General features: G+C 72.4%; 25 protein-coding genes and 1 pseudogene. 14 read left to right on the top strand and 12 right to left on the bottom strand.

Annotated features, from left to right (window positions below; genetic code table 11):
* Positions 1–497: 497 nt before the first annotated feature.
* From V6U81_RS19740 to V6U81_RS19715, 6 genes are all read right to left on the bottom strand, one after another.
* Entirely contained in the window at positions 498–2,879 is a 2,382-nt protein-coding gene (locus V6U81_RS19740; protein WP_334491329.1) for an ATP-binding cassette domain-containing protein, read from the bottom strand.
* A 109-nt stretch (positions 2,880–2,988) separates the two neighbouring features.
* Positions 2,989–3,402 carry a VOC family protein gene (locus V6U81_RS19735; protein ID WP_334491328.1) on the bottom strand — a complete coding sequence of 138 codons (414 nt, stop codon included), beginning with the start codon at positions 3,400–3,402 and terminating at the stop codon, positions 2,989–2,991.
* 5 nt (positions 3,403–3,407) lie between these two features.
* The gene (locus V6U81_RS19730) at positions 3,408–3,857 is read right to left on the bottom strand and encodes a helix-turn-helix transcriptional regulator (protein WP_334491327.1); all 450 of its coding nucleotides are present in this window, start codon (positions 3,855–3,857) and stop codon (positions 3,408–3,410) included.
* 142 nt (positions 3,858–3,999) lie between these two features.
* Positions 4,000–4,590, bottom strand: coding sequence for a TIGR03086 family metal-binding protein (locus V6U81_RS19725; RefSeq protein WP_334491326.1), 591 nt, complete (start codon positions 4,588–4,590; stop codon positions 4,000–4,002).
* 94 nt (positions 4,591–4,684) lie between these two features.
* Positions 4,685–5,518, bottom strand: coding sequence for an ArsR/SmtB family transcription factor (locus tag V6U81_RS19720; protein ID WP_334491325.1), 834 nt, complete (start codon positions 5,516–5,518; stop codon positions 4,685–4,687).
* 53 nt (positions 5,519–5,571) lie between these two features.
* Positions 5,572–6,144 carry a GNAT family N-acetyltransferase gene (locus tag V6U81_RS19715; RefSeq protein ID WP_334491324.1) on the bottom strand — a complete coding sequence of 191 codons (573 nt, stop codon included), beginning with the start codon at positions 6,142–6,144 and terminating at the stop codon, positions 5,572–5,574.
* A 223-nt stretch (positions 6,145–6,367) separates the two neighbouring features.
* Between V6U81_RS19715 and V6U81_RS19710 the strand changes: the two genes are divergently transcribed.
* Both V6U81_RS19710 and V6U81_RS19705 read left to right on the top strand, forming a co-directional pair.
* On the top strand, positions 6,368–7,792 hold the full coding sequence (locus V6U81_RS19710) for an OFA family MFS transporter (protein WP_334491323.1): 1,425 nt from the start codon (positions 6,368–6,370) through the stop codon (positions 7,790–7,792).
* On the top strand, positions 7,789–7,917 hold the full coding sequence (locus V6U81_RS19705) for an MFS transporter small subunit (protein ID WP_334491322.1): 129 nt from the start codon (positions 7,789–7,791) through the stop codon (positions 7,915–7,917). Before V6U81_RS19710 ends, V6U81_RS19705 begins: the two co-directional genes overlap by 4 nt.
* Before the next feature lie 37 nt (positions 7,918–7,954).
* On the opposite strand, the gene V6U81_RS19700 is transcribed toward V6U81_RS19705, so the two are convergent.
* Positions 7,955–8,683 (bottom strand): SDR family oxidoreductase, encoded by a 729-nt coding sequence (locus tag V6U81_RS19700; protein WP_334491321.1) that lies wholly within the window; start codon positions 8,681–8,683, stop codon positions 7,955–7,957.
* 76 nt (positions 8,684–8,759) lie between these two features.
* Between V6U81_RS19700 and V6U81_RS19695 the strand changes: the two genes are divergently transcribed.
* From V6U81_RS19695 to V6U81_RS19685, 3 genes are all read left to right on the top strand, one after another.
* Positions 8,760–9,590, top strand: coding sequence for a patatin-like phospholipase family protein (locus V6U81_RS19695; RefSeq protein WP_334491320.1), 831 nt, complete (start codon positions 8,760–8,762; stop codon positions 9,588–9,590).
* A 30-nt stretch (positions 9,591–9,620) separates the two neighbouring features.
* Positions 9,621–10,094: a peroxiredoxin gene (locus tag V6U81_RS19690; RefSeq protein ID WP_334491319.1), complete on the top strand. Its 474-nt coding sequence runs from the start codon at positions 9,621–9,623 to the stop codon at positions 10,092–10,094.
* 67 nt (positions 10,095–10,161) lie between these two features.
* Positions 10,162–10,851, top strand: coding sequence for a hypothetical protein (locus V6U81_RS19685; protein WP_334491318.1), 690 nt, complete (start codon positions 10,162–10,164; stop codon positions 10,849–10,851).
* 97 nt (positions 10,852–10,948) lie between these two features.
* Here V6U81_RS19685 and V6U81_RS19680 read toward each other — a convergent pair whose 3' ends face one another.
* Together V6U81_RS19680 and V6U81_RS19675 are read right to left on the bottom strand one after the other, a co-directional pair.
* Positions 10,949–12,145, bottom strand: coding sequence for a GNAT family N-acetyltransferase (locus V6U81_RS19680; RefSeq protein ID WP_334491317.1), 1,197 nt, complete (start codon positions 12,143–12,145; stop codon positions 10,949–10,951).
* 38 nt (positions 12,146–12,183) lie between these two features.
* Positions 12,184–12,621, bottom strand: coding sequence for a MarR family winged helix-turn-helix transcriptional regulator (locus V6U81_RS19675; RefSeq protein WP_334491316.1), 438 nt, complete (start codon positions 12,619–12,621; stop codon positions 12,184–12,186).
* A 93-nt stretch (positions 12,622–12,714) separates the two neighbouring features.
* Between V6U81_RS19675 and V6U81_RS19670 the strand changes: the two genes are divergently transcribed.
* A complete protein-coding gene (locus tag V6U81_RS19670) occupies positions 12,715–13,152 on the top strand; it encodes a hypothetical protein (protein WP_334491315.1) in 438 nt (145 codons plus the stop codon).
* Positions 13,153–13,220: 68 nt separating this feature from the next.
* Here V6U81_RS19670 and cydB read toward each other — a convergent pair whose 3' ends face one another.
* The gene (cydB, locus tag V6U81_RS19665) at positions 13,221–14,219 is read right to left on the bottom strand and encodes a cytochrome d ubiquinol oxidase subunit II (protein WP_334491314.1); all 999 of its coding nucleotides are present in this window, start codon (positions 14,217–14,219) and stop codon (positions 13,221–13,223) included.
* Positions 14,220–14,233: 14 nt separating this feature from the next.
* Complete coding sequence (locus V6U81_RS19660; protein WP_334491369.1) at positions 14,234–15,649, bottom strand: cytochrome ubiquinol oxidase subunit I; 1,416 nt, start codon at positions 15,647–15,649, stop codon at positions 14,234–14,236.
* A gap of 177 nt (positions 15,650–15,826) precedes the next feature.
* Between V6U81_RS19660 and V6U81_RS19655 the strand changes: the two genes are divergently transcribed.
* From V6U81_RS19655 to V6U81_RS19635, 5 genes are all read left to right on the top strand, one after another.
* Positions 15,827–16,600 (top strand): lysophospholipid acyltransferase family protein, encoded by a 774-nt coding sequence (locus V6U81_RS19655; RefSeq protein WP_334491313.1) that lies wholly within the window; start codon positions 15,827–15,829, stop codon positions 16,598–16,600.
* Between the two features lie 90 nt (positions 16,601–16,690).
* Entirely contained in the window at positions 16,691–17,533 is an 843-nt protein-coding gene (locus V6U81_RS19650) for an SDR family NAD(P)-dependent oxidoreductase (protein WP_334491312.1), read from the top strand.
* A 103-nt stretch (positions 17,534–17,636) separates the two neighbouring features.
* Entirely contained in the window at positions 17,637–18,404 is a 768-nt protein-coding gene (locus V6U81_RS19645; protein WP_334491311.1) for a glycerophosphodiester phosphodiesterase family protein, read from the top strand.
* Positions 18,405–18,419: 15 nt separating this feature from the next.
* Positions 18,420–19,811: an MFS transporter gene (locus V6U81_RS19640; RefSeq protein ID WP_334491309.1), complete on the top strand. Its 1,392-nt coding sequence runs from the start codon at positions 18,420–18,422 to the stop codon at positions 19,809–19,811.
* Positions 19,812–19,853: 42 nt separating this feature from the next.
* A complete protein-coding gene (locus V6U81_RS19635) occupies positions 19,854–20,570 on the top strand; it encodes a thymidine kinase (protein ID WP_334491308.1) in 717 nt (238 codons plus the stop codon).
* A gap of 1 nt (position 20,571) precedes the next feature.
* On the opposite strand, the gene V6U81_RS19630 is transcribed toward V6U81_RS19635, so the two are convergent.
* Positions 20,572–21,030: an Rv0361 family membrane protein gene (locus tag V6U81_RS19630; RefSeq protein WP_334491307.1), complete on the bottom strand. Its 459-nt coding sequence runs from the start codon at positions 21,028–21,030 to the stop codon at positions 20,572–20,574.
* A gap of 470 nt (positions 21,031–21,500) precedes the next feature.
* Between V6U81_RS19630 and V6U81_RS19625 the strand changes: the two genes are divergently transcribed.
* The 3 genes and pseudogenes from V6U81_RS19625 to V6U81_RS19615 all read left to right on the top strand — a co-directional run.
* Positions 21,501–23,810: a glycosyltransferase gene (locus V6U81_RS19625; protein WP_334491306.1), complete on the top strand. Its 2,310-nt coding sequence runs from the start codon at positions 21,501–21,503 to the stop codon at positions 23,808–23,810.
* 2 nt (positions 23,811–23,812) lie between these two features.
* On the top strand, positions 23,813–24,643 hold the full coding sequence (locus tag V6U81_RS19620) for a hypothetical protein (RefSeq protein ID WP_334491305.1): 831 nt from the start codon (positions 23,813–23,815) through the stop codon (positions 24,641–24,643).
* A pseudogene (locus V6U81_RS19615) lies at positions 24,636–25,415 on the top strand (hypothetical protein); the annotation flags it as partial. The gene V6U81_RS19620 and the pseudogene V6U81_RS19615, both read left to right, overlap by 8 nt.

Here is a 25,415-nt window from a genome sequence, read left to right as displayed (position 1 = left end):
GCGTCGCGAATTCACTCACCGCGCTCAGCACCGCCGTGCTGCGGATGGCCGGCCGCTCGCCGGCACGTCCTTGTCGCGCATGGCTGGTTCGCCGCCGCCGTCGCGGTCGGCCTGATCGCGTACCTCACCGCCGCGGTGGCCACCAACAGCGTCACCGTCGCGCGGGGCAGCGGCCCACCAGCCTGCCGCCGCCCGCGCGTTCCTGGTGATCTGTCCACTACGTCGTGTGGCTGGAGCTGGCGGCGGGGACGGTCAGCGCGGTGGTGCTGGTCGCCATGTTGCACCGCCTGCAGACGGGTCGTTCCGGACCGCCGTGCGTGCCTGAGTGGCCGCCACGTTCGATGCCACGGCGGCGGTCTGCGGCGCGCTGGCCGGTCCAGCGCTGGTCGGCGCTCGGTCTGGGGGCGGCCCGCGCCCCTCCCGGAGGAGGCCCCTACCCGATCAGCTTTACATAATGTGAATTATCGAATCGGAACCAACAGGTGGGCGGCCCCCGGTCAGGCGCCGACGTACGCCGCGAGGTGCTCACCGGTGAGGGTGCGGCGAGCGGCGACGAGGTCGGCGGGTGTGCCCTCGAAGACGATCCGCCCGCCGTCGTGGCCGGCGCCGGGACCGAGGTCGATGATCCAGTCGGCGTGCGCCATGACCGCCTGGTGATGCTCGATGACGATGACCGACTTGCCGGAATCGACGAGCCGGTCGAGCAGGCCGAGCAGCTGCGCGACGTCGGCGAGGTGCAGGCCGGTGGTCGGCTCGTCCAGGACGTAGACGCCGCCCCTCTCGCCCATCCGGGTGGCCAGCTTGAGCCGCTGCCGCTCGCCGCCGGAGAGCGTGGTGAGCGGCTGGCCGAGGCTGAGGTAGCCGAGCCCGACGTCGGCGAGCCGGTCGAGGATGGCGTGCGCGGCCGGCGTGCGCGCCTCGCCGGCGCCGAAGAACTCCTCGGCCTCGGTCACCGACAACGCGAGGACCTCGGCGATGTTCCGGCCGGCCAGGGTGTACTCGAGCACCGACGCCTGGAACCGCTTCCCCTCGCACTCCTCGCAGGTGGACTCGACGGTGGCCATGACGCCCAGGTCGGTGTAGATGACGCCGGCGCCGTTGCAGGTGGGGCACGCGCCCTCGGAGTTTGAGCTGAAAAGCGCCGGCTTCACGCCGTTGGCCTTCGCGAACGCCTTGCGGATCGGTTCGAGCAAGCCGGTGTACGTGGCCGGGTTGCTCCGTCGCGAACCGCGGATCGCGCCCTGGTCGATCACGACCACGCCGTCGCGGCCGGCGACCGAGCCGTGGATCAGCGAGCTCTTGCCGGAGCCGGCGACGCCGGTCAGCACGCAGAGCACCCCGAGCGGGATGTCGACGTCCACGTCCTGGAGGTTGTGCGTCGACGCGCCGCGGATCTCCAGCGTGCCGGAGGACGAGCGCACCGACTCCTTGAGGGTCGCCCGGTCGTCGAAATGGCGGCCGGTGGTGGTGTCGCTCCCCCGCAGCCCTTCAACGGTGCCCTCGAAGCAGACGGTGCCGCCCGCCGTGCCGGCGCCGGGGCCGAGATCGACGACGTGGTCGGCGATCGCGATCGTCTCGGGCTTGTGCTCCACGACGAGCACGGTGTTGCCCTTGTCCCGCAGCTGCAGCAGCAGGTCGTTCATTCGCTCGATGTCATGGGGGTGCAGCCCGATCGTGGGCTCGTCGAAGACGTAGGTGACGTCGGTGAGCGACGATCCGAGGTGGCGGATCATCTTGGTGCGCTGCGCCTCTCCCCCGGACAGGGTCCCGGACGGCCGGTCGAGCGAGAGGTAGCCCAACCCGATCTCCGCGAACGAGTCGAGGAGGTGTTGCAGCGCAGTGAGCAGCGGTGCCACCGACGGCTCGTCGAGGCCCCGCACCCAGTCCGCCAGGTCGCTGATCTGCATCGAGCAGACGTCGGCGATGTTCTTTCCCTCGATCTTCGACGACCGGGCCTCCTTGCTGAGCCGCGTGCCGTCGCACTCGGGACAGGTCGTGAAGGTCACCGCCCGCTGCACGAAGGCGCGGATGTGGGGCTGCATCGCGTCGACGTCCTTGGAGAGCATCGACTTCTGGATCTTGGGGATCACGCCCTCGTAGGTGAGGTTGATGCCCTCGACCTTGATCTTGGTCGGCTCCCGGTAGAGCAGGTCGTGGAGCTCCTTCTTGGTGAACTTCTTGATCGGCTTGTCCATGTCGAAGTAGCCGGAGCCACTGAAGATGCGGCCATACCAGCCGTCCATGCTGTAGCCGGGGATCGTCAGCGCACCCTCGCTCAGCGACAAGCTGTCGTTGTACAGCGCGGACAGGTCGAAGTCGGTGACCGAGCCCATGCCCTCGCAGCGCGGACACATGCCGCCGAGCCGGTTGAAGGTGGCCTTCTCGGTCTTGGTCTTGCCTTCGCCGCGCTCGATGGTGATCGCACCGCTGGCCTTCACCGAGGGGACGTTGAAGGAGTACGCGTTTGGCGAGCCGATGTGCGGCCGCCCGAGCCGGCTGAAGAGGATGCGCAGCATCGCGTTGGCGTCGGTGGCGGTGCCGACGGTCGAGCGGGGGTTGGCGCCCATCCGCTCCTGGTCGACGATGATCGCGGTCGTCAGCCCTTCGAGCAGGTCGACCTCCGGCCGCGACAGCGTCGGCATGAAGCCCTGCACGAAGGCGCTGTAGGTCTCGTTGATCATCCGCTGCGACTCGGCGGCGATCGTGCCGAACACCAGCGAGCTCTTGCCGGAGCCGGAGACGCCGGTGAAGACCGTCAGCCGGCGCTTCGGGATCTCGACGCTGACGTCCTTGAGGTTGTTGACGCGCGCGCCCTGCACGCGGATCAGATCGTGGCTGTCGGCCGCGTGCGGCGCAGGTGACGGGGTGGCCGGGCTCATCGTGTCTCCATCTGTCACGCGGGGCCGCCTTCGCGGTCGCCGCCGGCGTCGTGCGCGGGCTTGTTCACGACGCCGGCGGTGCAGGTCGTGACGGTGGTCGCCGGACGGCTCAGCGCAGTTCCTGGATGCGGATCAGGTTGCCGGCGGGGTCGCGGAAGGCGCAGTCGCGGATGCCGTACGGCTGCTCGGTCGGCTCCTGGACGACCTCGGCGTCGGCGGCTGCCTGCAGCTTGTCGAAGGTGCCGTCGAGGTCGCGGGTGGCCAGCAGGATCCAGCCGTAGGTGCCCTTGGCCATCATCTCGGCGATGGTGCGGCGCTCGTCGTCGGTGATGCCGGGGTCGACGGCCGGCGGCGCCAGGAGGATGGACGTGTCGGGCTGGCCGGCGGGGCCGACGGTGATCCAGCGCATCTTGCCGTGTCCGACGTTGTTGCGGACCTCGAAGCCGAGGGTGTCGCGGTAGAAGGCCAGGGAGGCGTCCGGGTCGGTGTGCGGGAGGGAACTGGTGTGGATGGTGATGTCCATGGCAGTCACGCTAGTTGCGGCTCGGTGACCCGTGCTTCTTGATTCCTGATCGGTCTGGTCACCTGTTTCGCCACGCACGGCGGCATTTCCGCCGCGCCGCCCGCCGTGCGCCGGTAGGCGCTGGGCGGCATGCCGACCAGTTCGGTGAAGCGGGTGCTGAAGGTGCCGAGCGACGAGCAGCCGACCGCGAAGCAGACTTCGGTGACGCTGAGGTCGCCACGGCGCAGCAGTGCCATCGCGCGCTCGATGCGCCGGGTCATCAGATACGCGTACGGCGACTCGCCGTACGCGAGCCGGAATTGCCGGCTGAGGTGCCCGGCCGACATGTTCGCGCCGCGGGCGAGCGCCTCGACGTCCAGCGGCTGCGCGTACTCCCGGTCGATCCGGTCGCGGACGCGGCGCAGCCGCGCGAGGTCGCTCAGGCGCTGGGCCGCGGCGGCGGGTGTGCTGGTCACCTGCTTGATCGTGCCACATCGCGCCGGGGTTGCCGAGCGTCGCTGGCGTCCCGGCCCCTTTGCGCGTTGCGTGGCCCGGCGGCTGATCGGGCCCCGCTCCCCCGTCGCGTCCTGGTGTCGCCGGGCAGGAGCGGGGCGGGTGTCAGGCGCGCGGTGCCGGATGGCGGCCGAGGAAGGCGATGAAGCGGTCGTTCGGGGTCGCCGTGGGCGGGACCTGCACGGGTTGGCCGAACCGCGGGGAGCGGGCGTCGTCGTCGATCAGTGACCGGGACAGGTCGAGGAGTGCGACGGCGAGCCCGGTCGGGATCTGGTGGTCCGCGCCGCGGGCGGTGCTGGTGTCCCAGCCGTGCGCGGCGAGCTCGATCGCGCCGGCGTGCGCGGCGGTGGTCGCCCACCGGGTCTGCTCCGCGGTCTGACCGCTCTGGTCGCGCTGGGCCGCGGAGGTCAGGGTGTCGCGGAGCCGGTGGATCCGGTCGCGCGCGGCGGCGCCCGGGTCGACGTGCGGTCGCGGTGTGGTGGTGAGGTTCAGGTTGCCGGTGGTGACGAGTGCGGTGAGGGCGTCGGCGGCGTCGGCGAGGTGCAGCAGGAGCGTCCGCAGGTCCCAGTCGGGGCACGGTGTGGGGCGGTCGAGGTCGGCGTCGGTGAGGTCCGACAGGTTGTCGAGCGCGTAGCCGACGGATTGTTCGCACAGTGCGACGGCGTCGGCGAGCGGGGTGGTGGTTGTTCCCGTCATGACCGTTCCTCCGGTGAGGGTGGGGTGGACGGCGTGGCCGAGCGGGTGCCGGCCACGACGGCTGCCGGGGTTGGTGAGGAGTTGGGCGGTGGGGTCACCCTTGGGACGGGGTGCTGCTCCACTCGGTGACGCACGCCCGCGCCATCTCCCAGGGGTCGCTGGGCAGCACCTCTCCGGTCTCCAGCAGCGACTTGAGGTTCGCGAGCACGGCGGGCCACCCGTGCGAGATTCCGGCGTACATCCCCTGGTCGGTGAGGTTTTCGTGGGTGACGGTGAGGCGGACGATGTCGTGGTGCGGTTCGACGAGGAAGGTGACGACCGACGGTCCGGCCGGTGGTGTCTCGTCGGGGCCCTGGAAGGTGATGACCAGGCGCGTCGGGGGCTGGGTTTCGAGCACTCGTCCGACGATGTCGACGCCTGATCCGTCGAGGCGTCGGTGTTCCCAGGTCGAGCCGGGTTGCCAGTCGGAGACGTTGGCGTGTGCCCAGTAGCGGCTTGTCAGGTCGGCGTCGGTGAGGGCTTTCCACACCTGCTCGGCGCTGGCCCGGATGTAGGTGACGTAGACGTAGGTCGGGAGGGTCGTGGTTGCGGTGGTCATGGCGTACTCCTCTGCCTGGTTCTTGATGGCGCTGATCGCGTGCAGGCGGGGCTTGTCGAACCGGGAGATCCAGCGCTCCTCGATCTCGTGGATCGGTACCGGGTTGAGGTAGTGGAGTCGTTCCCGGCCGCGGCGTACGACGGTGACGAGGTTGGCCCGTACGAGGATGTCGAGATGCTGGGTCGCCGACTGGCGTGCCATCCCGAGGTGTTCGCAGAGTTCGCGCAGCGTCTGGCCGTTGTGCTCGCGGAGTCGGTCGAGCAGGAGCCGTCGGGTGGGGTCGGCCAGGGCCTTGAAGACCGGGTCGGTTCCTGTCGCATCGTGGCTCACCCGATGATTATGCAGGCGTTTACCTGCCTAAGTCAATGACGAGCGCGTCCGCTTCAGGCGTCCGTGCTCAGCCGGGCGTGCAGGTGCATGTCGTGCCAGCCGTCGGCGTGCCGGCCGGCACCGCGCGCGGTGCCCTCGGCGGTGAAGCCGGCGTGCGCGGCGACCCGGCAGGACGCCGGGTTGGCGGTCGAGTGGCGCAGCTCCACCCGGTGCAGGCCCAGGTCGGTGAGGCACCAGTCGGCCAGCGCGCGCAGCGCCCGGGGGGCGACGCGGCGGCCGCGGGCGGCGGGCAGCACCCAGTACGACACCTCGGCGAGGCCCTCGTGCAGGTCGAGGTGCCGCAGGCTGATCTGCCCGAGGACGCCGGACGGGTCGGTGATGGCCCAGCCGGCGCCGGTTTCGGCCCGCCACCGCTGTGCCCAGGCGCTGATCCACGCGCGGGCCTCGGGTTCGGTCATCGCGCGGCAGTGCCAGCGTTGGATGGCCGGGTCGGCGTAGCCGGCGACCACGTCGGCGGCGTCGTCGGGCTGCCACGGACGTAGCCGCAGGCCGGCGGTGTCGATCTCGGCCTGGGGTCGGCGGGCCAGGGCGCCGGGCGCGACGGCGGCGGATACGAGCAGCGGCATGCCGTGATTCTGCCGGTCCGCCTCCCCGGTGGCGGACGACGTGGCAGCTCGCCGGCCCGGCTACCTGGGGTTGTGCGGGCGTGACCGTACGCATGGTCGGAGCGGTGCCGGGGACCGTTCGGCTCAGCGGACCGACCATCCGGCGCGGGGCTGGTTTCGGGACAGCGTGGGCTGCGGGCAAGGAACGGAAACGTTTCTCGCCATGCTCCGGAGAGGAAGCAACATGCTTTCCGCACTCGATCGTCGGCACACCGTCGCGCCGCCCGGGTACAGCCGTTGGCTGATTCCGCCGGCGGCGTTGGCGATCCACCTCTGCATCGGGCAGGTCTACGCGACCAGCGTGTACAAGAACTCGCTGATCGCGCACTTCGACGCGAGTCAGACGGCGATCGGGGTGATCTTCAGCATCGCGATCGTGATGCTGGGGCTTTCGGCGGCGGTCGCGGGGACGTGGGTGGAGGCGAACGGGCCGCGTAAGGCGATGTTCGTCTCGGCGTGTTTCTGGGCGGCCGGTTTCCTGGTGGGCGCCGCAGGCATCGCCACGAAGCAGCTGTGGCTGCTGTACCTGGGGTACGGGCTGCTCGGCGGGATCGGGCTGGGGATCGGGTACATCTCCCCCGTCTCCACGTTGATCAAGTGGTTCCCGGACCGGCCGGGTCTGGCCACCGGGTTGGCGATCATGGGGTTCGGGGGTGGCGCGATGGTGGCCTCCCCCCTGTCGAGGCAGCTGCTGTCGTTCTACGACCCGGGCTACGACCCGGCGAACGCGGGGTCGACGGCATCGGGGTCGGCGCTGGTGTGGTTGTTCCTGACACTCGGCGTCGGCTACTTCCTGATCATGATGTTCGGCGTGTTCAACGTGCGGGTGCCGGCGCCGGACTGGCGGCCGGCGGGCTTCGACCCGGCGCGGGTGGCCGCGAAGCCGATGGTGACCACGGCGAACGTGTCGGCGGCGAACGCGGTGAAGACCCGCTCGTTCTGGCTGCTGTGGGTGGTGCTGTTCTGCAACGTGACCGCCGGGATCGGGATCCTGGAGCAGGCCAGCCCGATGATCCAGGACTTCTTCCGCTCCGGCGGCACGTCGGCGGTGACGGTGGCCGCGGCGGGTGGTTTCGTCGGCCTGCTGTCGCTGTTCAACATGGCGGGGCGGTTCGTCTGGTCATCCACGTCGGACCTGATCGGCCGCAAGCCGATCTACCTGATGTACCTGGGCGTCGGGATGGTGCTGTACGCGCTGCTGGCCCTGTTCGGGCAGACCGCGACGGCGCTGTTCGTGCTGCTGGCGTGCGTGATCCTGTCGTTCTACGGCGGTGGGTTCGCCACCGTGCCGGCGTACCTGCGGGACCTGTTCGGCACGTTCGAGGTGGGCGCGATCCACGGCCGGCTGTTGACGGCCTGGTCGGCGGCGGGCGTGGCCGGGCCGCTGATCGTCAACGCGTTCCTCGACGCGCAGGGCAAGCCGGGGACGTTGACGGCGGCGGCGTACCGGCCGGCACTGTTCACCATGGTCGGGGTGCTGGCGGTGGGGTTCATCGCCAATCTGCTGATCCGGCCGGTGCCGGAGCGGTTCCACGAACCGGCCGATGGCCGGGACGACGAGGGTACGGGCGCGCGGAAGGTCGGCGCGGAGAGGAGTGGTTCGCGATGAGGGACGACGTGTCGCGCGGCGGGCAGACGGCCCGACTGTGGATCTCGTGGTTGATCGTGTCGGCGCTGCTGGGGTACGGGGTGGTGCAGACGCTGATCACGGCGGCGAAGCTGTTCACCAGCTGATCGTCGGGCGGCCCGGGGCGATGCTCCGGGCCGCTCGTCACAGGCCGCCGGCGACGCGCAGCACCGCGCCGGTGGTGTAGCCGGCGTCGGGTCCGAGCAGCCAGGCGACGGCGCCGGCGACCTCGTCGGGTTCGCCGGCGCGGCCGAGCGGGATCCGCCCGACGGCGGTGTCGGCGCGGTCGGGCACCCCGGAGTCGGCGTGGATGTCGGTGCGGATGATGCCGGGGGCGACGGCGTTGACCCGGATGCCGCGGGGGGCGAGTTCCTTGGCCAGGCCGATGGTGAGGGTGTCGGTGGCGGCCTTGACCGCGGCGTAGTGGACGTACTCACCGGGGCTGCCCAGGGTGGCCGCGGCGGAGGAGATGTTGACGATGGCGCCGCCGGTGGTGAGCCGGCGGGCGGCCTGCTGGGCGCAGAGGACGTACCCGATGAGGTTGACGTCGACGACGCGGCGCAGGTCGTCGGCGCGAAGCTCGGTGAAGGGGCCGATCGGGCTGGTGATGCCGGCGTTGTTGACCAGGCCGGTGAGCGGCCCGAGGTCTGCGGCGGCGTCGAAGAGGCGCTGGATCTGCTCGGCGTCGCCTGTGTCGGCGGGGACGGCGACGGCGCGTACGCCGAGCCGGGTGACCTCGGCGACGACCGCGGCGGCGGCGTCGCGGTCGCGGCGGTAGCCGATGGCGAGGTGGTGCCCGTCGGCGGCGAGCCGCCGGGCGGTGGCGGCGCCGATGCCGCGGCTGCCGCCGGTGATGACCGTGACCGGATTCAATGTCCCGCTCCCCCGTGCCGTGTGGGCCGACGCTACCGTTTCCGGCACGCGACGGTCTCGGAGAGGGTGGTCACACATGACGCGGGCGTTGGTGCTGGGTGGCGGCGGGGTGACCGGGGTGGCCTGGGAGTGGGGGTTGCTGGCGGGGCTGGCGCGGCGGGGGGTGGTCCTGGCCGACGCGGACCTGGTGGTGGGCACGTCGGCCGGGTCGGTGGTGGGCGCGCAGTTGTGTTCGGGGCGGCCGGTGGCCGAGTCGTACGAGGCGCAGTTGGCGCCGGCGCACGGGGAGCTGGCGGCGCGGTTCGGGTGGGCGGCCGTGGCGCGGTTGGTGTGGGCGGGTGGCCGCAGCCGGGACGCGGTGCGGGCGCGGGCCCGGGTGGGGGCGATGGCGGTGGCGGCGCGTACCCCGTCGGAGGCGTCGCGGCGGGCGGTGATCGAGGCGCGGTTGCCGGTGCGGGAGTGGCCGGCGCGGCGGTTGCTGGTGACGGCGGTGGACGCGGCCTCGGGTGAGTTCGTGGTGTTCGACGCCGACAGCGGGGTGTCGCTGGTGGACGCGGTCGGGGCGAGTTGCGCGGTGCCGGGGGTGTGGCCGCCGGTGACGATCGGGGACCGCCGGTACATCGACGGCGGGATGCGTTCGGCGGTGAACGCCGACCTGGCGGCGGGGGCGCAGCGGGTGGTGGTGCTGGCGCCGATGACGTCGGCGTTCGGGCCGATGCCGCGGTTGGCGGCGCAGGTGGCGGCGTTGCGGTCGTCGGCGCGGGTGGCGGTGGTGTCGCCGGACCGGGCGGCGCGCACGGCGATCGGCCGCAACGTGCTGGATCCGGCGCGGCGGGCGGACGCCGCGCGGGCGGGGTTCGCCCAGGCGGCGTCGGTGGCCGATGAGGTGGCCGCGGTGTGGGGGTGATCGCTTACGCTCACCGCGCGTCGGACGGCTATGTGGAGGTGCGTGGTGGGTGTGAGTGTCGGTGACCTGGTCGAGGATTTCGAGCTGCCGGACGAGACGGGTACGCCGCGGCGGCTGTCGGAGCTGCTGGCGGCCGGTCCGGTGGTGTTGTTCTTCTATCCGGCGGCGATGACCCGGGGGTGTACGGCGGAGAGCTGCCACTTCCGGGACCTGGCGGCGGAGTTCGCGGCGGTCGGTGCGCAGCGGGTGGGGATCAGCCGGGACCCGGTGGAGAAGCAGGCGGAGTTCTCCCGGCTGCACGGGTTCGACTATCCGCTGCTGTCGGACGTCGACGGTGCGGTGGCGCAGGCGTTCGGGGTGCGTCGGCGGTTGCCGCTGGGGCCGTTGAGCACCCGGCGGATGACGTTCGTGATCGGCCCGGATCGGCGGGTGCTGGCGGTGGTCCACAGCGAGTTGGGCATGAACGAGCACGCCGACGCCGCGTTGCGGGCGTTGGGGGGTTGATCTTCCGGTTGTCGCAGCCGACTGGTATCAAGGCAGGAATCAAACAGGTGTACGGAAGAGGGCTGTGATGGCGGGCGACGGTTTGTCCACTGACGAGGTACGGAACTTCCGGGAGGCGTTGGCGGCGGGCCGCAAGCCCAAGGTGGTGTTCACCGCCTCGGCGGGTCAGATCGCCGGGCAGGTGGGGCAGGTGGTGGAGCTGACCGACCCGGAGGCGTCCGACGAGTTCGTGGTGGTCCGGTTCGGCCGCGACGAGCTGCCCTTCTCCCCCGCCGACCTGGCCGTGGCGCCACGCGGGGCGGGCCGCCGGGTGGCGGAGCCGAAGCCGGAGCCGCCGGTGGCGGAGCCGGCGGCGCCGGCGGCTCCGGAGTTCGTGCTGGACACCCCGCGGGTGCCGGCGCCGCGTCGGGAGGAGCCGAAGGTGGAGCAGCAGCAGGTGGAGAAGGCGCCGGCGCGGCGGCCGGTGAAGGCCGCGAAGCCGAAGGGCCCGGCGGGGCTCACGGTGACCCTGGCGTACGCCGACGGCGAGTGGACGGTCGCCGCGCAGCAGGGCGCCAAGGCGCTGGCGAAGCCGTACGTGGTCAGGCCGGCGGAGGCGTTGAAGATGGTGGCGCTGGTGGACGTGCCGGGCGTGCAGGAGGCGGTGGAGCAGATCCTGTCCTCCGAGCGGGCGGAGGCGGAGCAGCAGGCCCAGAAGCTGCGCGCCGAGCTGGCCGAGATCGAGGCGCGACTGGCGGAGCTGCGCGAGGCCCGCTAGCCGTTGTCCGGCTGTCACCGTGGCACCGCCTGCGACGGGGTGTCCGGGGTGGCTGCCGGTGGCGCGGGCCGTAGCGGGCCGCGCCACCGGGTCCGGGTCAGAAGTAGTCGTGCAGGTGTGCCGGCCCGCCGGCGGCGAGCAGGTCCAGGGCGCGCGGGTCGACGCCGGCGGCGTGGCGCAGCAGGCCCGCCTCGGCGACGGCCGACGCGGTGGCCACGCCGACGTAGAGCAGAGCGAAGCCGCGCACGCTCAGGTGCAGGTCGGTGTCGGAGTCGCTGCGGCGCAGGTCGGCGGCGCCGTCGGCGACCTCCAGCCGCCAGGTGCCGGTGTTCCAGTCGGCGAGCGGGTCGTCGAGGGTGAAGGTGACGCTGCCGCGCACGTACGGCGGCCAGCCCCGGTCGCGCACGGCGCGGGTGACGTCGACGGGGCGGTGCATCCAGGTGTCCTGCTCGTGTTCGCGGCCGCTCTCCACCGGCAGGTGGGCGCTGACGGCGTCGCCGGGCAGCAGGGTCAGCCGCAGGGTGGGGGCGACGCTGTGCCAGCTGGCGAGGACGCCGACGAGCTCGCGGGCGGCGTCGTCGGTGGTGGCGACGATGTCGTCGACGGTGAGCACGCTGTCGTGGCCGTAGCCGCGGCCGCGCTGCCAGCCGGCGTAGCCGACCAGGCGGCCGTCGTCCTCGACGAGGGTGAGCCCGTCGTAGGGCAGGTCTTCCCGCTGGGCGCGGAAGTGGTCGTACAGCGCGCCGCGGCGGGTGAGGGGGCCGTTGCGGTGGCGGGTGACGCTCTCGTAGAGGTCGAGGGTGGCGGCCAGGTCGGCGGGGCCGCCGGAGCGGACGCTCAGCCGGTCGCCGGGCCGGTGCCGGGGCAGCGTCGAGGTGGGCAGCGTGACGGTGCGCAGCACGCCGGCGATCTCCCAGCCGCAGGCCCGGTAGGGGGCGGCGACGGTGGGGAACAGCGCGCTGACGGCGGCGCCCCGGTCGTGGGCGCCGCGCAGCAGCGTCCGCAGCAGGGTGCGGGCGACGCCCCGGCCGCGCGCCTCGGGCGCGACGGCGACGCCGCCGACGTCGGCGGCGCTGACCGCACGGCCGGCCCACCACTGGTGGTGGTGCAGGTCGACGGCCTTGCCGACGAGCCGGCCGGTGTCGTCGAACGCGCCGTAGCGGGTCATGCCGGGTGGTGCGTCGGCGGGCGTCGGGGGTGGTTGGGGGTCGGAGCCGAAGGCCAGCCGGCCGAGCTGCCAGGCGTCGGTCAGCTCGGCGGTGGTGAGTTCGCGGACGGTGACGGGCACCGGCACACCCTAGGCGGTCGCCCTCGGTGAGCGCGCCCGGGTTTTCACCGCCCGGTGTGGTGCTCCAGCAGGGTGGTGAGCAGGCGGGTGAGCTCGGCGCGGTCGGCGGCGGACAGGGGCGCGAGGAGGGTGTCCTGGACCTGGTCGAGGGTCTCCCCCATCCGGCGCAGCTCGTGCCGGCCGGTGTCGGTGAGGGTGACGACGTTGCGGCGCCGGTCGGCCGGGTCGGGCGTGCGGCGGACGAGGTCGCGGGCGGCCAGTTCGTTGAGGGCGGCGACCACGTCGCTGCGGTCGATGCCGCAGCGGCGACCCAGGTCGGCCTGGCTGGCCGGGCCGTCCTCGGCGAGGGCGGCCAGGAGCCGGTAGTGGTAGCCGCGGGCGTGGACCGCGGCGAGGCCGTCGGCGACGAGCCGGGAGGCGTGCGCGGCGCTCTGGGTGAGCAGCCAGCTCGGCAGGGCGCGCGGGTCGGGGGCGGATGCCATGGTCGGACCCTACCAGCGATCGTTGGCCGCACCCACGATCTCTGATATGTTGGCCCGGCCAACGTTGGCTTCACCAACATCGCGGAGGATCCCATGTCGACCGTGCTCAACGGCCAGGTCATCGGCCTGGCCCACTACGCCACCCGGGCCGTCCTCGAACGCGAGCTCGCCCGGTGCGCAGTCACCTTCCACCAGTCCGTCGCGCTGAACGCCGTGACCGCCGAGGGCGGCGTCGCCACCCGCGCCGATCTGGTCGCCCGGCTGACCGGCGCGCTCAAGGTCGGCCAGACCACGGCGCGGGCCACGCTCGACGAGCTGACCGCCGCCGGGCTGCTGCGCGAGCTGCCGGCGGGCGGCTCCGGGCTCGCGCTGACCCACGCCGGCGCCGCCCGGCGGCAGCGCATCGCGGACGCCGTCGCCGACCTCACCGCCCGGCTGTACGCCGACATTCCCGCCGCCGACACGGCCGTCACGGCCCGGGTCCTGACCCTGCTCAAGCGGCGCGCCGACGCGGAGCTGGCCGGGGCGTGAACGCACCGCGGGGCCGGTGCGACCCCCTCGCACCGGCCCCGCGCCCTCGCGCCCCACATGCGCGCCCTTCAGTGTTGCGGGATGTTCTGTACCCCGATTCGCTTGCGGAACACCCAGTAGGTCCATCCTTGATAGGCCAGCACGATCGGGGTGAAGACCACCGCCACCCAGGTCATGATCTTCAGGGTGTACGGGGTGGACGCGGCGTTGGTCGCCGTCAGCGTGCCGGCGGCGTCCAGCGTCGAGGGCATGACGTTGGGGAACAGCGCCGCGAACAGGGTCGCCACGGCCAGGGCGATCGCCACGGCGGTGCCGGTGAACGCCCAGCCCTCCCGGCGTACCCGGGCGGCGGCGAGACCGGCGACCAGGGCGAGGGCCGCGCCCACGGCGAGCACGACGGCCGCCGCGCTGGAGCGGATGCTCAGCGTCCAGGCCAGGAAGGCCACCGCCACCACGGCGGTGCCGAGGCCGAGCTTCACGGCCAGCGCGCCGGCCCGCTCGCGGATCTCACCGGTGGTCTTCAGCGCGATGAACACCGCGCCGTGGGTGAGGAAGAGCGCCAGCGTGGTCAGGCCGCCCAGCAGGGCGTACGGGTTGAGCAGGTCGAACAGGCCGCCGACGTACTCGTGGTCGGCGTCCAGCGGCACGCCGCGCAGGATGTTGGCGAAGGCCACACCCCACAGGATCGCCGGCACCAGCGAGCCGAAGAAGATCGCCGCGTCCCAGCGGCGCTTCCAGGACGCCTCGGGGCGCTTGTGCCGGTACTCGAAGGCCACCCCCCGGGCGATCAGGGCCAGCAGGATCAGCAGCAGCGGCAGGTAGAAGCCGGAGAAGAGGGTGGCGTACCACTCGGGGAAGGCGGCGAACATCGCGCCGCCGGCGGTGATCAGCCAGACCTCGTTGCCGTCCCAGACCGGGCCGATGGTGTTGATCAGGACGCGGCGTTCCCGGTCGTCGCGGCCCAGCACCGGCAGCAGCATGCCGACGCCGAAGTCGAATCCCTCGAGGATGAAGTAGCCGGTGAACAGCACGGCCACGAGGAGAAACCAGATGGTGGTCAGTTCCACGATGCGCTCCGGGATCAGTAGGCGAAGGCGAGCGGACGCTCGGCGTCGTCGCTGTCGTCGGCGGGCTCGGGCTCCGGGGTGAGTTCCGGTACGCCGGCCCTGGCATAGCGGACCAGCAGCTTGAACTCGACCACGGCCAGGGTGGCGTAGATCAGCGTGAACGCGGTGAAGGAGGTGAGCACCTCGGCCAGGGAGACGGTGCGGGACACCCCGTTGCGGGTGAGCATCTCGCCGAAGACGATCCACGGCTGCCGGCCCATCTCGGTGAAGATCCAGCCGAAGGAGTTGGCCAGCAGCGGCAGCACCGGCATCACCAGGCCGGCCCACAGCAGCCATCTGCTGGTCGGGGTGCGGCCCTTGCGCTGGCTCCAGAGGACCAGCAGGGCGATCGCGGCGGCGGCCATCCCGAAGGCGATCATGAAGCGGAAGCTCCAGTAGGTGACCGGGATGATCGGGGTGTAGCTGCCGGCGCCGTACTGGCTGGCGTACTGGGCCTGCAGGTCGTTGATGCCCTGCACGGTGCCGTTCGGGTCGCCGGTGCCGAGGAACGACAGCAGGTACGGGATCTTGAGGGCGAAGACCTCACGGCTGCCGTCGAGGCTGCCGACGGTGAGCACGGAGAACGAGGCGGGGCTCTCGGTGGTGTAGAGGCCCTCGGCGGCGGCCATCTTCATCGGCTGCACGTCCGTCATGATCTTGCCCTGGATGTCGCCGGTGAACATCACCAGGGCCGAGGAGACCAGGACCACCCAGGAGCCGAACTTCGTGGCGAACCGGTACGCCCCGGCGTCGGCGCTGTCCCGATGGCGGATCACGTGGAACAGGCCGACGGCGACGACCAGCGACCCGGCCACCAGGAACGCGCCGGACAGGGTGTGCGGGAAGGTGACCAACGCGACCTTGTTGGTCAGCACGGCGACGAAGTCGGTCAGCTCCGCCCGGCCGGTGGTCGGGTTGATCCGGTAGCCGACCGGGTTCTGCATGAACGAGTTCGCGGCGAGGATGAAGTAGGCGCTGAGGTTGGTGCCGATCGCGGCGGCCCAGATGCTGGCCAGGTGCAGGCGCTTGGGCAGCCGCTCCCAGCCGAAGATCCACAGGCCGATGAAGGTCGACTCGAGGAAGAAGGCGACCAGCGCCTCGATGGCCAGGGGGGCGCCGAAGATGTCGCCGACGAAGCGGGAGTAGTCGCTCCAGTTCATGCCGAACTGGAACTCCTGCACGATGCCGGTGACCACACCCATCGCGAAGTTGATCAAAAAGAGCTTGCCGTAGAACTTGGTCAGCTTCAGGTACCGCTCGTCGCCGGTGCGGTGCCACAGGGTCTGGAGGATGGCGACCAGCACGGACAGGCCGATGGTCAGCGGCACGAAAAGGAAGTGGTAGACGGTGGTGACACCGAATTGCCAGCGGGCGACGTCCAACGCGTCCACCTGAAACCCCCAGCTGTTCATACTACGAGACGTAGTAAATACTACTGCTCGTCGTAGACAAAGCGGCAGGGCCGGGGGTCCCGACCCCACCCGGGACCAATGACCCTGATCACCTCTGCCGCCCGGCCCGGGACCGGCCCCCACCGTCACCCTCATGCGTGCGACCATCCGTCACTGATGAACACCCCGACCATGTGGAAGCCGCCGCTGCTGTGGCGCGCCGCCCAGCTCGTCGCCCGCCTCGTCGTCGGCGCCCTGGCCCGGCTGGAGGTCACCGGCGACGTGCCGGTGCCCCTGCGGCGTGGGCCGCTGATCCTGGCCGCCAACCACATCAGCCCGTTCGACCCGGTGGTGCTCGCCGCCGCCTGCCGGGCCCGTGGCGTCGCCCCCCGCTTCATGGCCACCGGCGGACTGTTCCGCGCCCCCGTCCTCGGCGGGCTGATGCGCCGCGCCGGGCACCTGCGCGTCGACCGGGGCACCGCCGCCGTGCACCGCGCCCTCGACGCCGCCGCCGACGCGGTCGCCGCCGGCTCCGTGGTGCTGGTCTACCCCGAGGGGCGCATCGGCCTGGACCCGGGCATGTGGCCCGAACGCGGCAAGACCGGCGCCGCCCGGCTCGCCCTGGCCTGCGGGGCCCCGATCGTCCCGGTCGCCCAGTGGGGCTCGCACGAGGTGCTGCCGTACCGGGCGCCCAAGGGCATGCTGCGCGGCCTCGCCCGGTCCCTGTGGCGCCGCCCCGTGATCCGGGTCCGCTTCGGCGACCCGCTCGACCTGCACGACCTCGACCGGGGCACGCCCGGCGCCGCCCGCATCGGCACCGACCGGATCACCGACGCGATCACCGCGGCCCTGGTGCCGCTGCGCCCCGACGAGCCGGACCGGCCCCGGCACGTCGACCCCGGCCGGCCGATCGACACCAGCCGCTCCCACCGCCGCCGCCCGCCCGGCTGAGCGGGCCGCGACGGTCGTCGGGTTTGCCTTCGAGTGCGCTCGAACGATGAGACTCTGCCCGGAGCACCCCGTCACGGAAGCAGGGAACAGATGAGCGAGCAGACCGTGCTGATCACCGGGACGTCCACCGGCATCGGGTTGGAGGTCGCGCTGGGCTGCGCCCGCGCCGGCTGGCGGACCGTGGCCACCATGCGCGACGTGTCCCGCGCCGACCGGCTGCGCGCCGCCGCCGACGCCGCCGGGGTCGCCGGCCTGATCGACGTACGCCGGCTCGACGTCACCGACCAGGCCTCCGTCACCGCCGCGCTGGCCGACGTGATCGGCCGGTACGGGCGCCTCGACGCGGTGGTCAACAATGCCGGCGCCGGACACGTCGGCACCCTGGAACAGGAGACCGTCGACGACGTGCGCGCCGTCATGGAGGTCAACTTCTTCGGCGTGCTGCACGTCAGCCGGGCCGCCCTGCCGCACCTGCGCGCCAGCCGGGGGCGACTGGTGAGCGTCACCAGCGTCGGCGGGGTGATCGGGCAGCCGTTCAACGAGGCGTACTGCGCGGCCAAGTTCGCCGTCGAGGGGTACATGGAGTCCCTCGCCCCGCTCGCCGCCACCGTCGGGGTCACCGTGACCGTTGTCGAGCCGGGCGCGGTGGCCAGCGAGTTCGTCGCCAACGTCGGCATCGACACCGACGCCGCCGTCGCCGCGGCCGGCGTGTACGGGCCGGCGCTGCGGGCGTACCTTCAGCGCAGCGCCGGGGCGTTCGCGGCGGCGCAGTCCCCGGCGGACGCCGCGGCGGTGGTGGTCGCCACCCTGACCGACCCCGAACCGGCACCCCGGGTGCAGACCTCGCCCACCGCCCGGCAGTTCGTCGGCATGAAGCTCAGCGACCTCGACGGCCGGGCGGTCACCGCCACCACCGCCGGCTGGCTGGCCTGACCGCTCAGGCATGACAGGGACGGATAGGAAGGGAGTATCGGTCGGGTCGGATGGTCGCCGGCCGGTCACCCGTACGCCACCCGGGGCGGGCATACTGCCGGGCGTGCAGCCCCGCTTCGGCTACCTCGACGCGCCCGCGCCGCTGGCCTTCGCCCACCGCGGCGGCGCCGCCGACGGTGACGAGAACACCGTCGAGGCGTTCACCCGGGCGGTCGGCCTCGGCTACCGGTACGTGGAGACCGACGTGCACGCCACCGCCGACGGGGTGGCCGTGGTCTTCCACGACCAGACCCTGCAACGGGTCACCGGGCAGCGCGGGCGCATCGCCGAGCTGCGCTGGGCCGACCTCGCCTCGGTCCGGGTCGGCGGCGCCGCCGTCGTACCCCGGCTGGACGAGGTGCTGGGCGCCTGGCCGCAGGTCCGGTTCAACGTCGACGTGAAGTCCGACCCCGGCGTCGAACCGGCGGTCGCCGCGGTGACCCGGGCCGGCGCCGCCGACCGGGTGCTGCTGGCCTCGTTCAGCGACGCGCGGCTGACCCGGCTGCGGGCGCTGACGCAGGGCCGGGTGGCCACCAGCCTGGGCATGCGCGGGGTGGCCCGGTTGTGGCTGGCCTCGCTGCACGGCCGGGCGCTGCGGCTGCCGGAGTCGGTGGTCGCCGCCCAGGTGCCGCCGCACTACGGCCGGGTGCCCGTGGTGGACCGCCGGTTCCTCGCCTACTGCCACCGTCTCGGGTTGCAGGTGCATGTCTGGACGATCGACGAACCCGCCCAGATGCACGACTTACTTGATCTTGGGGTGGATGGCATCATGACCGATCACGTCGGCGTGCTGCGCGACGTCTACCGCAGCCGCGGCCACTGGGCCGCCTGAACCCCGAGGACCCCGATGGCCGAGACGGTCACCCCTGCCGTTGCCGACACCCCACCGCCGGCCAGCACCCGCCGGGAACGGCGCGGCTGGTACCTCTACGACTGGGCGAACTCGGCGTTCCAGACCACCGTCATCACGGTCTTCCTCGGCCCGTTCCTCACCACCGTCACCGAACTGGCGGCCGGCTGCGAACTCGGCGCCGACAGCTGCGACGGCTACGTGCACCCCCTGGGCATCCGGGTCGCCGCGGGCTCGTACTACCCCTACCTGATCTCGCTGTCGGTCTTCCTCACCGTCTTCGTGCTGCCGGTGGTCGGCGCGATCGCCGACCGGTCGACGCACAAGAAGCGGCTGCTCGCCGCCGCCGCGTTCACCGGCGCCGGCGCGACCATCGCGTTCGCCCTCGTCACCGGTGAGCGGTATCTGCTCGGCGGGGCGCTGTTCCTGATCGCCAACATCTCCTTCGGGGCCGCGATCGTCGTCTACAACTCGTTCCTGCCGCAGCTCGGCGGCCCGGACGAGCGTGACGGCATCTCCAGCCGCGGCTGGGCCATCGGCTACCTCGGCGGTGGGCTGCTGCTCGCGCTGAACCTGGTCGCGGTGACCATGCTCAGCGAGGAGGGCAACCCGCAGCGCACCCTCGACCTGGCCCGCTGGTCGATCGTCTCCGCCGGCATCTGGTGGGCGGCGTTCACCCTGGTGCCGCTGCGCTGGCTGCGCGAACACCCCACCGCCGCGGCGCTGCGCGGCGGCGGCAACGTGCTCACCGACGGGTTCCGGCAGCTCGGCCACACCCTGCGCCAGATCAAGGCGTACCCGCTGACGCTGTTCTTCCTGCTCGCCTTCCTGGTCTACAACGACGGCATCCAGACCGTCATCACCCTGGCCAGCCAGTACGGCACCGAGGAGCTGCGGCTGGAACAGAGCACCCTGATCGTGACGATCCTGCTGGTGCAGTTCCTCGCCTTCGGCGGCGCGCTCGCCCTCGGCGCGCTCGCCCGGCGCATCGGCGCCTGGAAGACCGTACTGCTGTCCCTGGTGCTCTGGACCGGCGTGATCATCGCCGCGTTCCGGCTGCCCGCCGAGGCGCCGCTGCCGTTCATGATCCTCGGCGGGGCGATCGGCCTGGTGCTCGGCGGCAGCCAGGCGCTGAGCCGCTCGCTGTTCAGCCAGCTCATCCCCGCCGGTCGCGAGGGCGAGTACTACGGCTTCTACGAGATCAGCGACAAGGGCACCAGCTGGCTCGGCCCGCTCGCCTTCGGCCTGGTGTTCCAGCTCACCGCCTCCTACCGGGTGGGCCTGGTCTCACTGCTGATCTTCTTCGTGGTCGGCTTCGCGCTGCTGGCCGCCGTGCCGATCCGGCGCGCCATCGTCGCCGCCGGCAACACCCCGCCCCGGGTGCTCTGACCGGCCGGATCGGGGCCGCTCGATGGACTAGGCTGCCCCGACGTGACCGACGACGCCGCTGCCGCCCCGACCTGCCTGGCCCGCCCCCTCCCGGGTCCGGACGACAGCCGGGCCGGCTGCGCCGCCGCCCGCGGCGTCGACGGGCGACCGCTGCACGCCGCCGCGCTGAAGTTCTTCTGGGGGCCGATGGACTGCGGCAAGTCCACCATGGCCCTGCAGATGAACTACAACCACGCGCGGCAGGGCCGGCGCGGGCTGGTCACCACCCGCATCGACCGGTCGCTGGGGCCCCAGGTCACCAGCCGCATCGGCCTGGCCCACTCCGCCGTCGAGGTCACCGACGACCTCGACCTGCGCGCGCTGGTCCGCGACACCTGGGCCGAGGGGGTACGCGTCGACTACCTCATCTGCGACGAGGCGTCCTTCTACAACGTGGAGCACGTCGAGCAGATGGCCGAGCTGGTCGACAGCTACGACGTCGACGTGTACGCGTTCGGCCTGGCCACCGACTTCCGCTCCTGCCTCTTCCCCGCCGCGCAGCGGCTGTTCGAGCTGGCCGACTCCGTGGCCCGGATCCAGATCGAGGTGCTCTGCTGGTGCGGCCGGGAGGGGCTGCTCAACGCCCGCGTCGTCGACGGGCGGGTCGTGCGCGAGGGCGCCCAGGTGGTCATCGGCGACACCGCCGATACCGCCGACGTGCGCTACCAGGTGCTCTGCCGGCGGCACTTCCGCTCCGGCGACCTCGGCCCGCGCTCCTGATCTAGAACGGGTCGCCGCAGACCCGCCACTCCCCCTTCTCCCGGACCATGGGCAGGGTCCGCTGCTCACTGGCGCCCCCGTCGCGGGTGACCCGCACGATCACCTCGCCGACCGGCTTGCCGCCCTTGGTGCGCACCGACACGTCGACGATCTCGTAGCCGCTGACCACCGGCGGGGTCCGCACCCAGCCGGCGAAGCCCACCTCGCTCCACCGGCCCCGGGCCGGCGCGCAGAGCCGCTCGTACGCCCGGTCCACCTCACCGGCGGAGACCTCCCGGAAGAACCCGTCGGCGGTCTCCCGCACCGGGCCGCTGGCCCCGATGATCACCTGCAGGTTCCACGCCCCCAGCCCGGCCACCCCGACCAGGCACAGGATCATCGCCAGGCCGCCCAGCAGCAGGCCGGTCCGCACCGGCCGGCTCCGCCGGGCCGGTCGGGTCCACGTCGCCTCACCGCCCATCACCTGCGACCGTATGCGTCCGGTACGCCCCGGCGCAGGAACATCGCCCCTGTCGCGGCCGGCCCGGCATCGTCTACCGTCGGCGCACACCCCCGAAGGTCACCGCCGATCCGACCGCCGACGCGGTCGTGGCCGGGCCCGCGGGCTGGCGTTGCGGATGGCGTACGCGCTGGTCACGGCATCACCAAAAGTGATTGCCCGCTGAGCGGAGGTGACGGCGGTCACGTCACCGACCCGGTCGGCGCAGCCTCAGCATGTGCATTCGCGGTACATCGCGGTACAACAGGCTCGGGCCGGTAATCGGCGGGCACGCCCGGTTCGGCTAGCCTGGGTGCCGATCGTCGGCCCCAACCCTGAAGAAAGTGGTGTCGTGGAGTACCAGGCGTCCGCCGCCAGCCCCGTCCGGTGTCGCACGGTGGCGAGACGTCTCGCCGCAGCCGCGACGCGTCCGGCTGCCGGGAGGAGGCGGCATGGCGCCTCGGCTTAGCATCGTCGTCCCCTTCTACAACGTCGGCGACTACATCCGGGACTGCCTGGAGTCGCTGACCCGGCAGACGTTCCGCGACTTCGAGGTCGTCCTGGTCGACGACGGGTCCAAGGACCACAGCGCCGACATCGCGCAGGAGTTCTGCGACCGCGACCCGCGCTTCCGGATCGTCACCCAGGACAACCAGGGGCTCGGACCGGCCCGCAACACCGGCGTACGCAACAGCCAGGGCGAGTACATCACCTTCGTCGACAGCGACGACCTGGTCGCCCCGCACGCCTACGAGGTGATGGTCCGCTCCCTCGACCAGAGCGGCTCCTCCCTCGTCGGTGGCAACGCCCGCCGGTTCAACAACACCTCCGGCGTACGGGTGGCGTACCTGCACCGCAGCATCTTCACCGCCGACCGGCAGGCCACCCACATCCTGGAGTACCCGAACCTGGCGCTGGACCGGATGGTCTGGAACAAGGTCTACCGGCGCTCCTTCTGGGACGAGTTCAAGCTCGAGTTCCCGCCGATCCGGTACGAGGACTACCCGGTCACCCTCAAGGGCCACCTGGACGCGGTCACCGTGGACTGCCTCGCCGCCCCGGTCTACTTCTGGCGTGAGCGCGAGTCCGGCGAGTCGATCACCCAGCAGAAGTTCCAGTACGGCAACCTGGCCGACCGGATCGTCTCCGCCGAGATGGTGCTGGACCTGCTCGACAAGCGTGCCCCCGAGCTGCGGCCCATCGTGCACCGGCACTTCGCCGAGATCGACCTGGCCACCGTCGTGCAGGCGTTCGCCACCGCCGAGGAGCACGAGCGGGAACCGCTGGTCGCGCTGGGGCAGCGGCTGACCCACCGGCTGGACCCCGCCGTGCTGGAGGCCGCCTCGTCGTACGACCGGTTGCAGTACCGCGCGTTGGAGGCCGGCGACGCCGACCTGCTGCGCCGGCTGGCCGAGTTCCGCGCCGACGGCGGCCTGGCCGGCGGCGCCCGGGCCCGCCGACACTCCGTGCTGCCCTGGCGCTACGAGAACGCCTACCCCGCCGCCAGCGGCGGGTCGGGCGTGCCGCGCCAGCTGTACCGGCTGCCGCGGCAGGAGTTGAAGGTGCACTCCACCGTCACCGATCTGAGCTGGGACGACGCGGCGCTGGTGGTGCGCGGCACCGCCGAGATCCGGCACCTGCCCACCAGCACCAACTCGACGCTGCGGGTGGCGCTGACCTACGGCGGCAAGCGGGTCGACCTGCCGGTCCAGCGGTTCACCGCCCGCGACTCGCACACCGAGCAGGCGCTGGTCGGCTTCGAGGTGCGGGTGCCCCGCGCGGCGCTGGCCGCCATGCCCGCCGGGGTGACCGCGGCGCACCTCGCCGTCGACTTCCGCTCCGGCCTGCTGCGCCGGCGCGGCACGGTGAGCAACCCGCAGCCCGGCAACCCGCAGCACGCCACCGGCGGGTGGGTCAGCGACGACGTGTGGATCCAGCCCGGCGGCACCAGCACCGGGGAGCTTGCCCTGCGCAAGTCGGTGCGCCCGGTGGAGCTGACCGGGGCGGTCGTCTCCGACGACGCCCTGACGCTCTCCGGGCGGCTGCCCGCCGATCTGACCGGCGCGTACCTGCAGCTGTCCCGCTCGGCGGGCAACCTGCGGGTCGACCTGGACACCCGGCCCGACGGCAGCCGGACGGCGTTCACCGCCCGGATCCCCCTGGACGACCTGCACGACTCGGTCAACCCGGACGACCCGTTCACCCAGCGCACCGCCCGGGTGCCGAGCATCGAAAGCGACCAGGGCCGGCGGCTGCTGCTCGCCACCGGGCTGGACGCCGCGGTGTCCACCGTGCACCACGGCCGGCTGATCACCGTCACCCGCTCGCCCAACCAGTACGTCAACGTCTTCGAGGGCCCGGTGCAGCTGCGCGCCGAACAGGTCCGCATCGACGCGGGCGACCGGCTCGTGGTGACCGGACGCCGTTGGGACGACGGCCCGCTGGGCGACGTGGTGTGGCGGCGCTACCTGGACGACTCCGACGACCACGTCGACGTGCCGTGCGAGCTGCGCGCGGACACCGACGGCTGGTCCGCCGCGGTCGACCTGGTCGACCTGCACGTGCCGCCGCTGGCCGACCAGCCGGCGCACCGGATGCTGGCCGACTGGACGCTGTTCGCGCTGCCGGCGGCGGGCGGGTCGCCGTACGCCCTGCAGGCCGACGGTTTCCTCATCGCCCGGCTGCCGTTGGACGCCGAGACCGGCGGTCGGTCGACCAGCCTGCGACCCCGCTCCGGCCGACTGCATCTCGAGGTACGGTGATCATGCACCATCACAACCATTACTACGGCCAGACGCACATCCTCGCCCGGCACTGCGGCCTGGACGACGAGTTCCCCCCGCGGATCCGCGGCTACCTGCAGCACGGCTGGAACGTCGGCTGCGGCTGGAACCCGGTGCACGAGTTCTTCGACGGCGCGTGGCGCTACGTGTGGAGCGACGCGCCCCGCCGGCGCGGCCACTCCCTCGGCCGGCGCAACTACCACGTCATCGGCGCCCCCTGGCTCTATCTGATGGACCTCGAACCCGACCTGGGTCGGGTGCCCGAGGAGGAGCGGGAGGGCACCCTGTGGTTCCTCTTCCACGGCTGGGAGGGCGGCAAGATCCAGGGTGACCACGCCCGACTGATCGACGAGATCCGGGAGACCGAGACCGGCCCGGTGACGTTCAGCCTCTACTACACCGAGTACGAGCGTCCCGAGGTCCGCGGCTTCTACGAGAAGGCCGGCTTCGACGTGATCAGCTTCGGCAAGCGGGGCTGGAACTACGAGGGCACCGACCGGCGCTTCCTGTACAAGCAGCTGGAGGCGTTCCGCCGACACAAGCGGGTCGCCGCCAACCGGCTCTCCACGGCGGTGTTCTTCGGCGTCGCCGCCGGCTGCGAGCCGGCCGTCTACGGCGACCCGATGGCCATGGAGGGCGAGAACCCCGTCTTCGGCGGCATCGCCCGGGTGGCCCGGCTCTGGCCCGAGATGCTGGGCAAGGACATCGATGTCAAGGTGGCCAGGGACATCACCGACGAGGAACTCGGGCGCGACTGGATGATGTCGCCGGCCGAGATGCGCATGCTCTTCGATTGGAACGAACGTGACTGACAACGGCTCGATCAACGTCGAGGTCGTCCGGGGCGAGATGCAGCCCTGGAGCGACTACTCGGGCGGGCGCGCCCCGGCCGGCGGCCCGGTGCTGGTCGCCCTCCTGGCCGACCTGCTGCCCCGGGCCTCGCACGCCCTGGTGGTCGGCCCGCACGGCACCGACGTCATCGCCGCGATCGCCGCGCGCAGCGCCCGGACGACGGTGCTGGTCCGCTCGGTGACCGACGCGGAGGCGCTGCGCGACGCGCGGCCCGACGGCGAGGTCACCTTCGTGGCCGGCTCGCTCGACGGGTTCGTCGACTCGCTGCCCGCCGGGACGGCGTTCGACCTGGTGGTCGCCGCCGACGGCGTGGACCGGGTGATGAGCACCGACTCGCCGCAGCAGGACTGGGCGCGGCGGGCCACCGCGCTGGCCCGGACCGCCGCCGCCGGCGCCGTGGTCGTGGTCGCGGCGCAGAACGACTTCGCGCTGACCGAACTCTTCGACCGCCGGCCGGCGCACGAGCGGCACAGCGACGACGAGTGGTGGCCGCTGCACGACGACCCGAGCCGCCCCACCTCCCCGACCCAGCTCCGCGACGCCCTCGGGGGTCTCGGTCTCGACGTGACGGCGCTGTGGTCGGCCGTGGACGTCAACGGCGAGGCGCACACCCTGCTCGACGCCGACGCGGCCGCCGCGACCCGACCGGGCCGGCCGGCGGCCCGGCTGGTCGTCCGCGCCCTGGACGTCGCCGCCGCCGGCGCGCCGCTGCTCGCCGGTCTGGGCGAGGGC

Origin of the sequence: Micromonospora lacuserhaii, from assembly GCF_036902735.1 — a bacterium.
In the GTDB taxonomy this organism is placed as follows: Bacteria; Actinomycetota; Actinomycetes; order Mycobacteriales; family Micromonosporaceae; genus Micromonospora.
The sequence above is the reverse complement of the archived record's forward strand: the minus strand, read 5'-3'. Positions and strand labels throughout refer to the sequence as shown.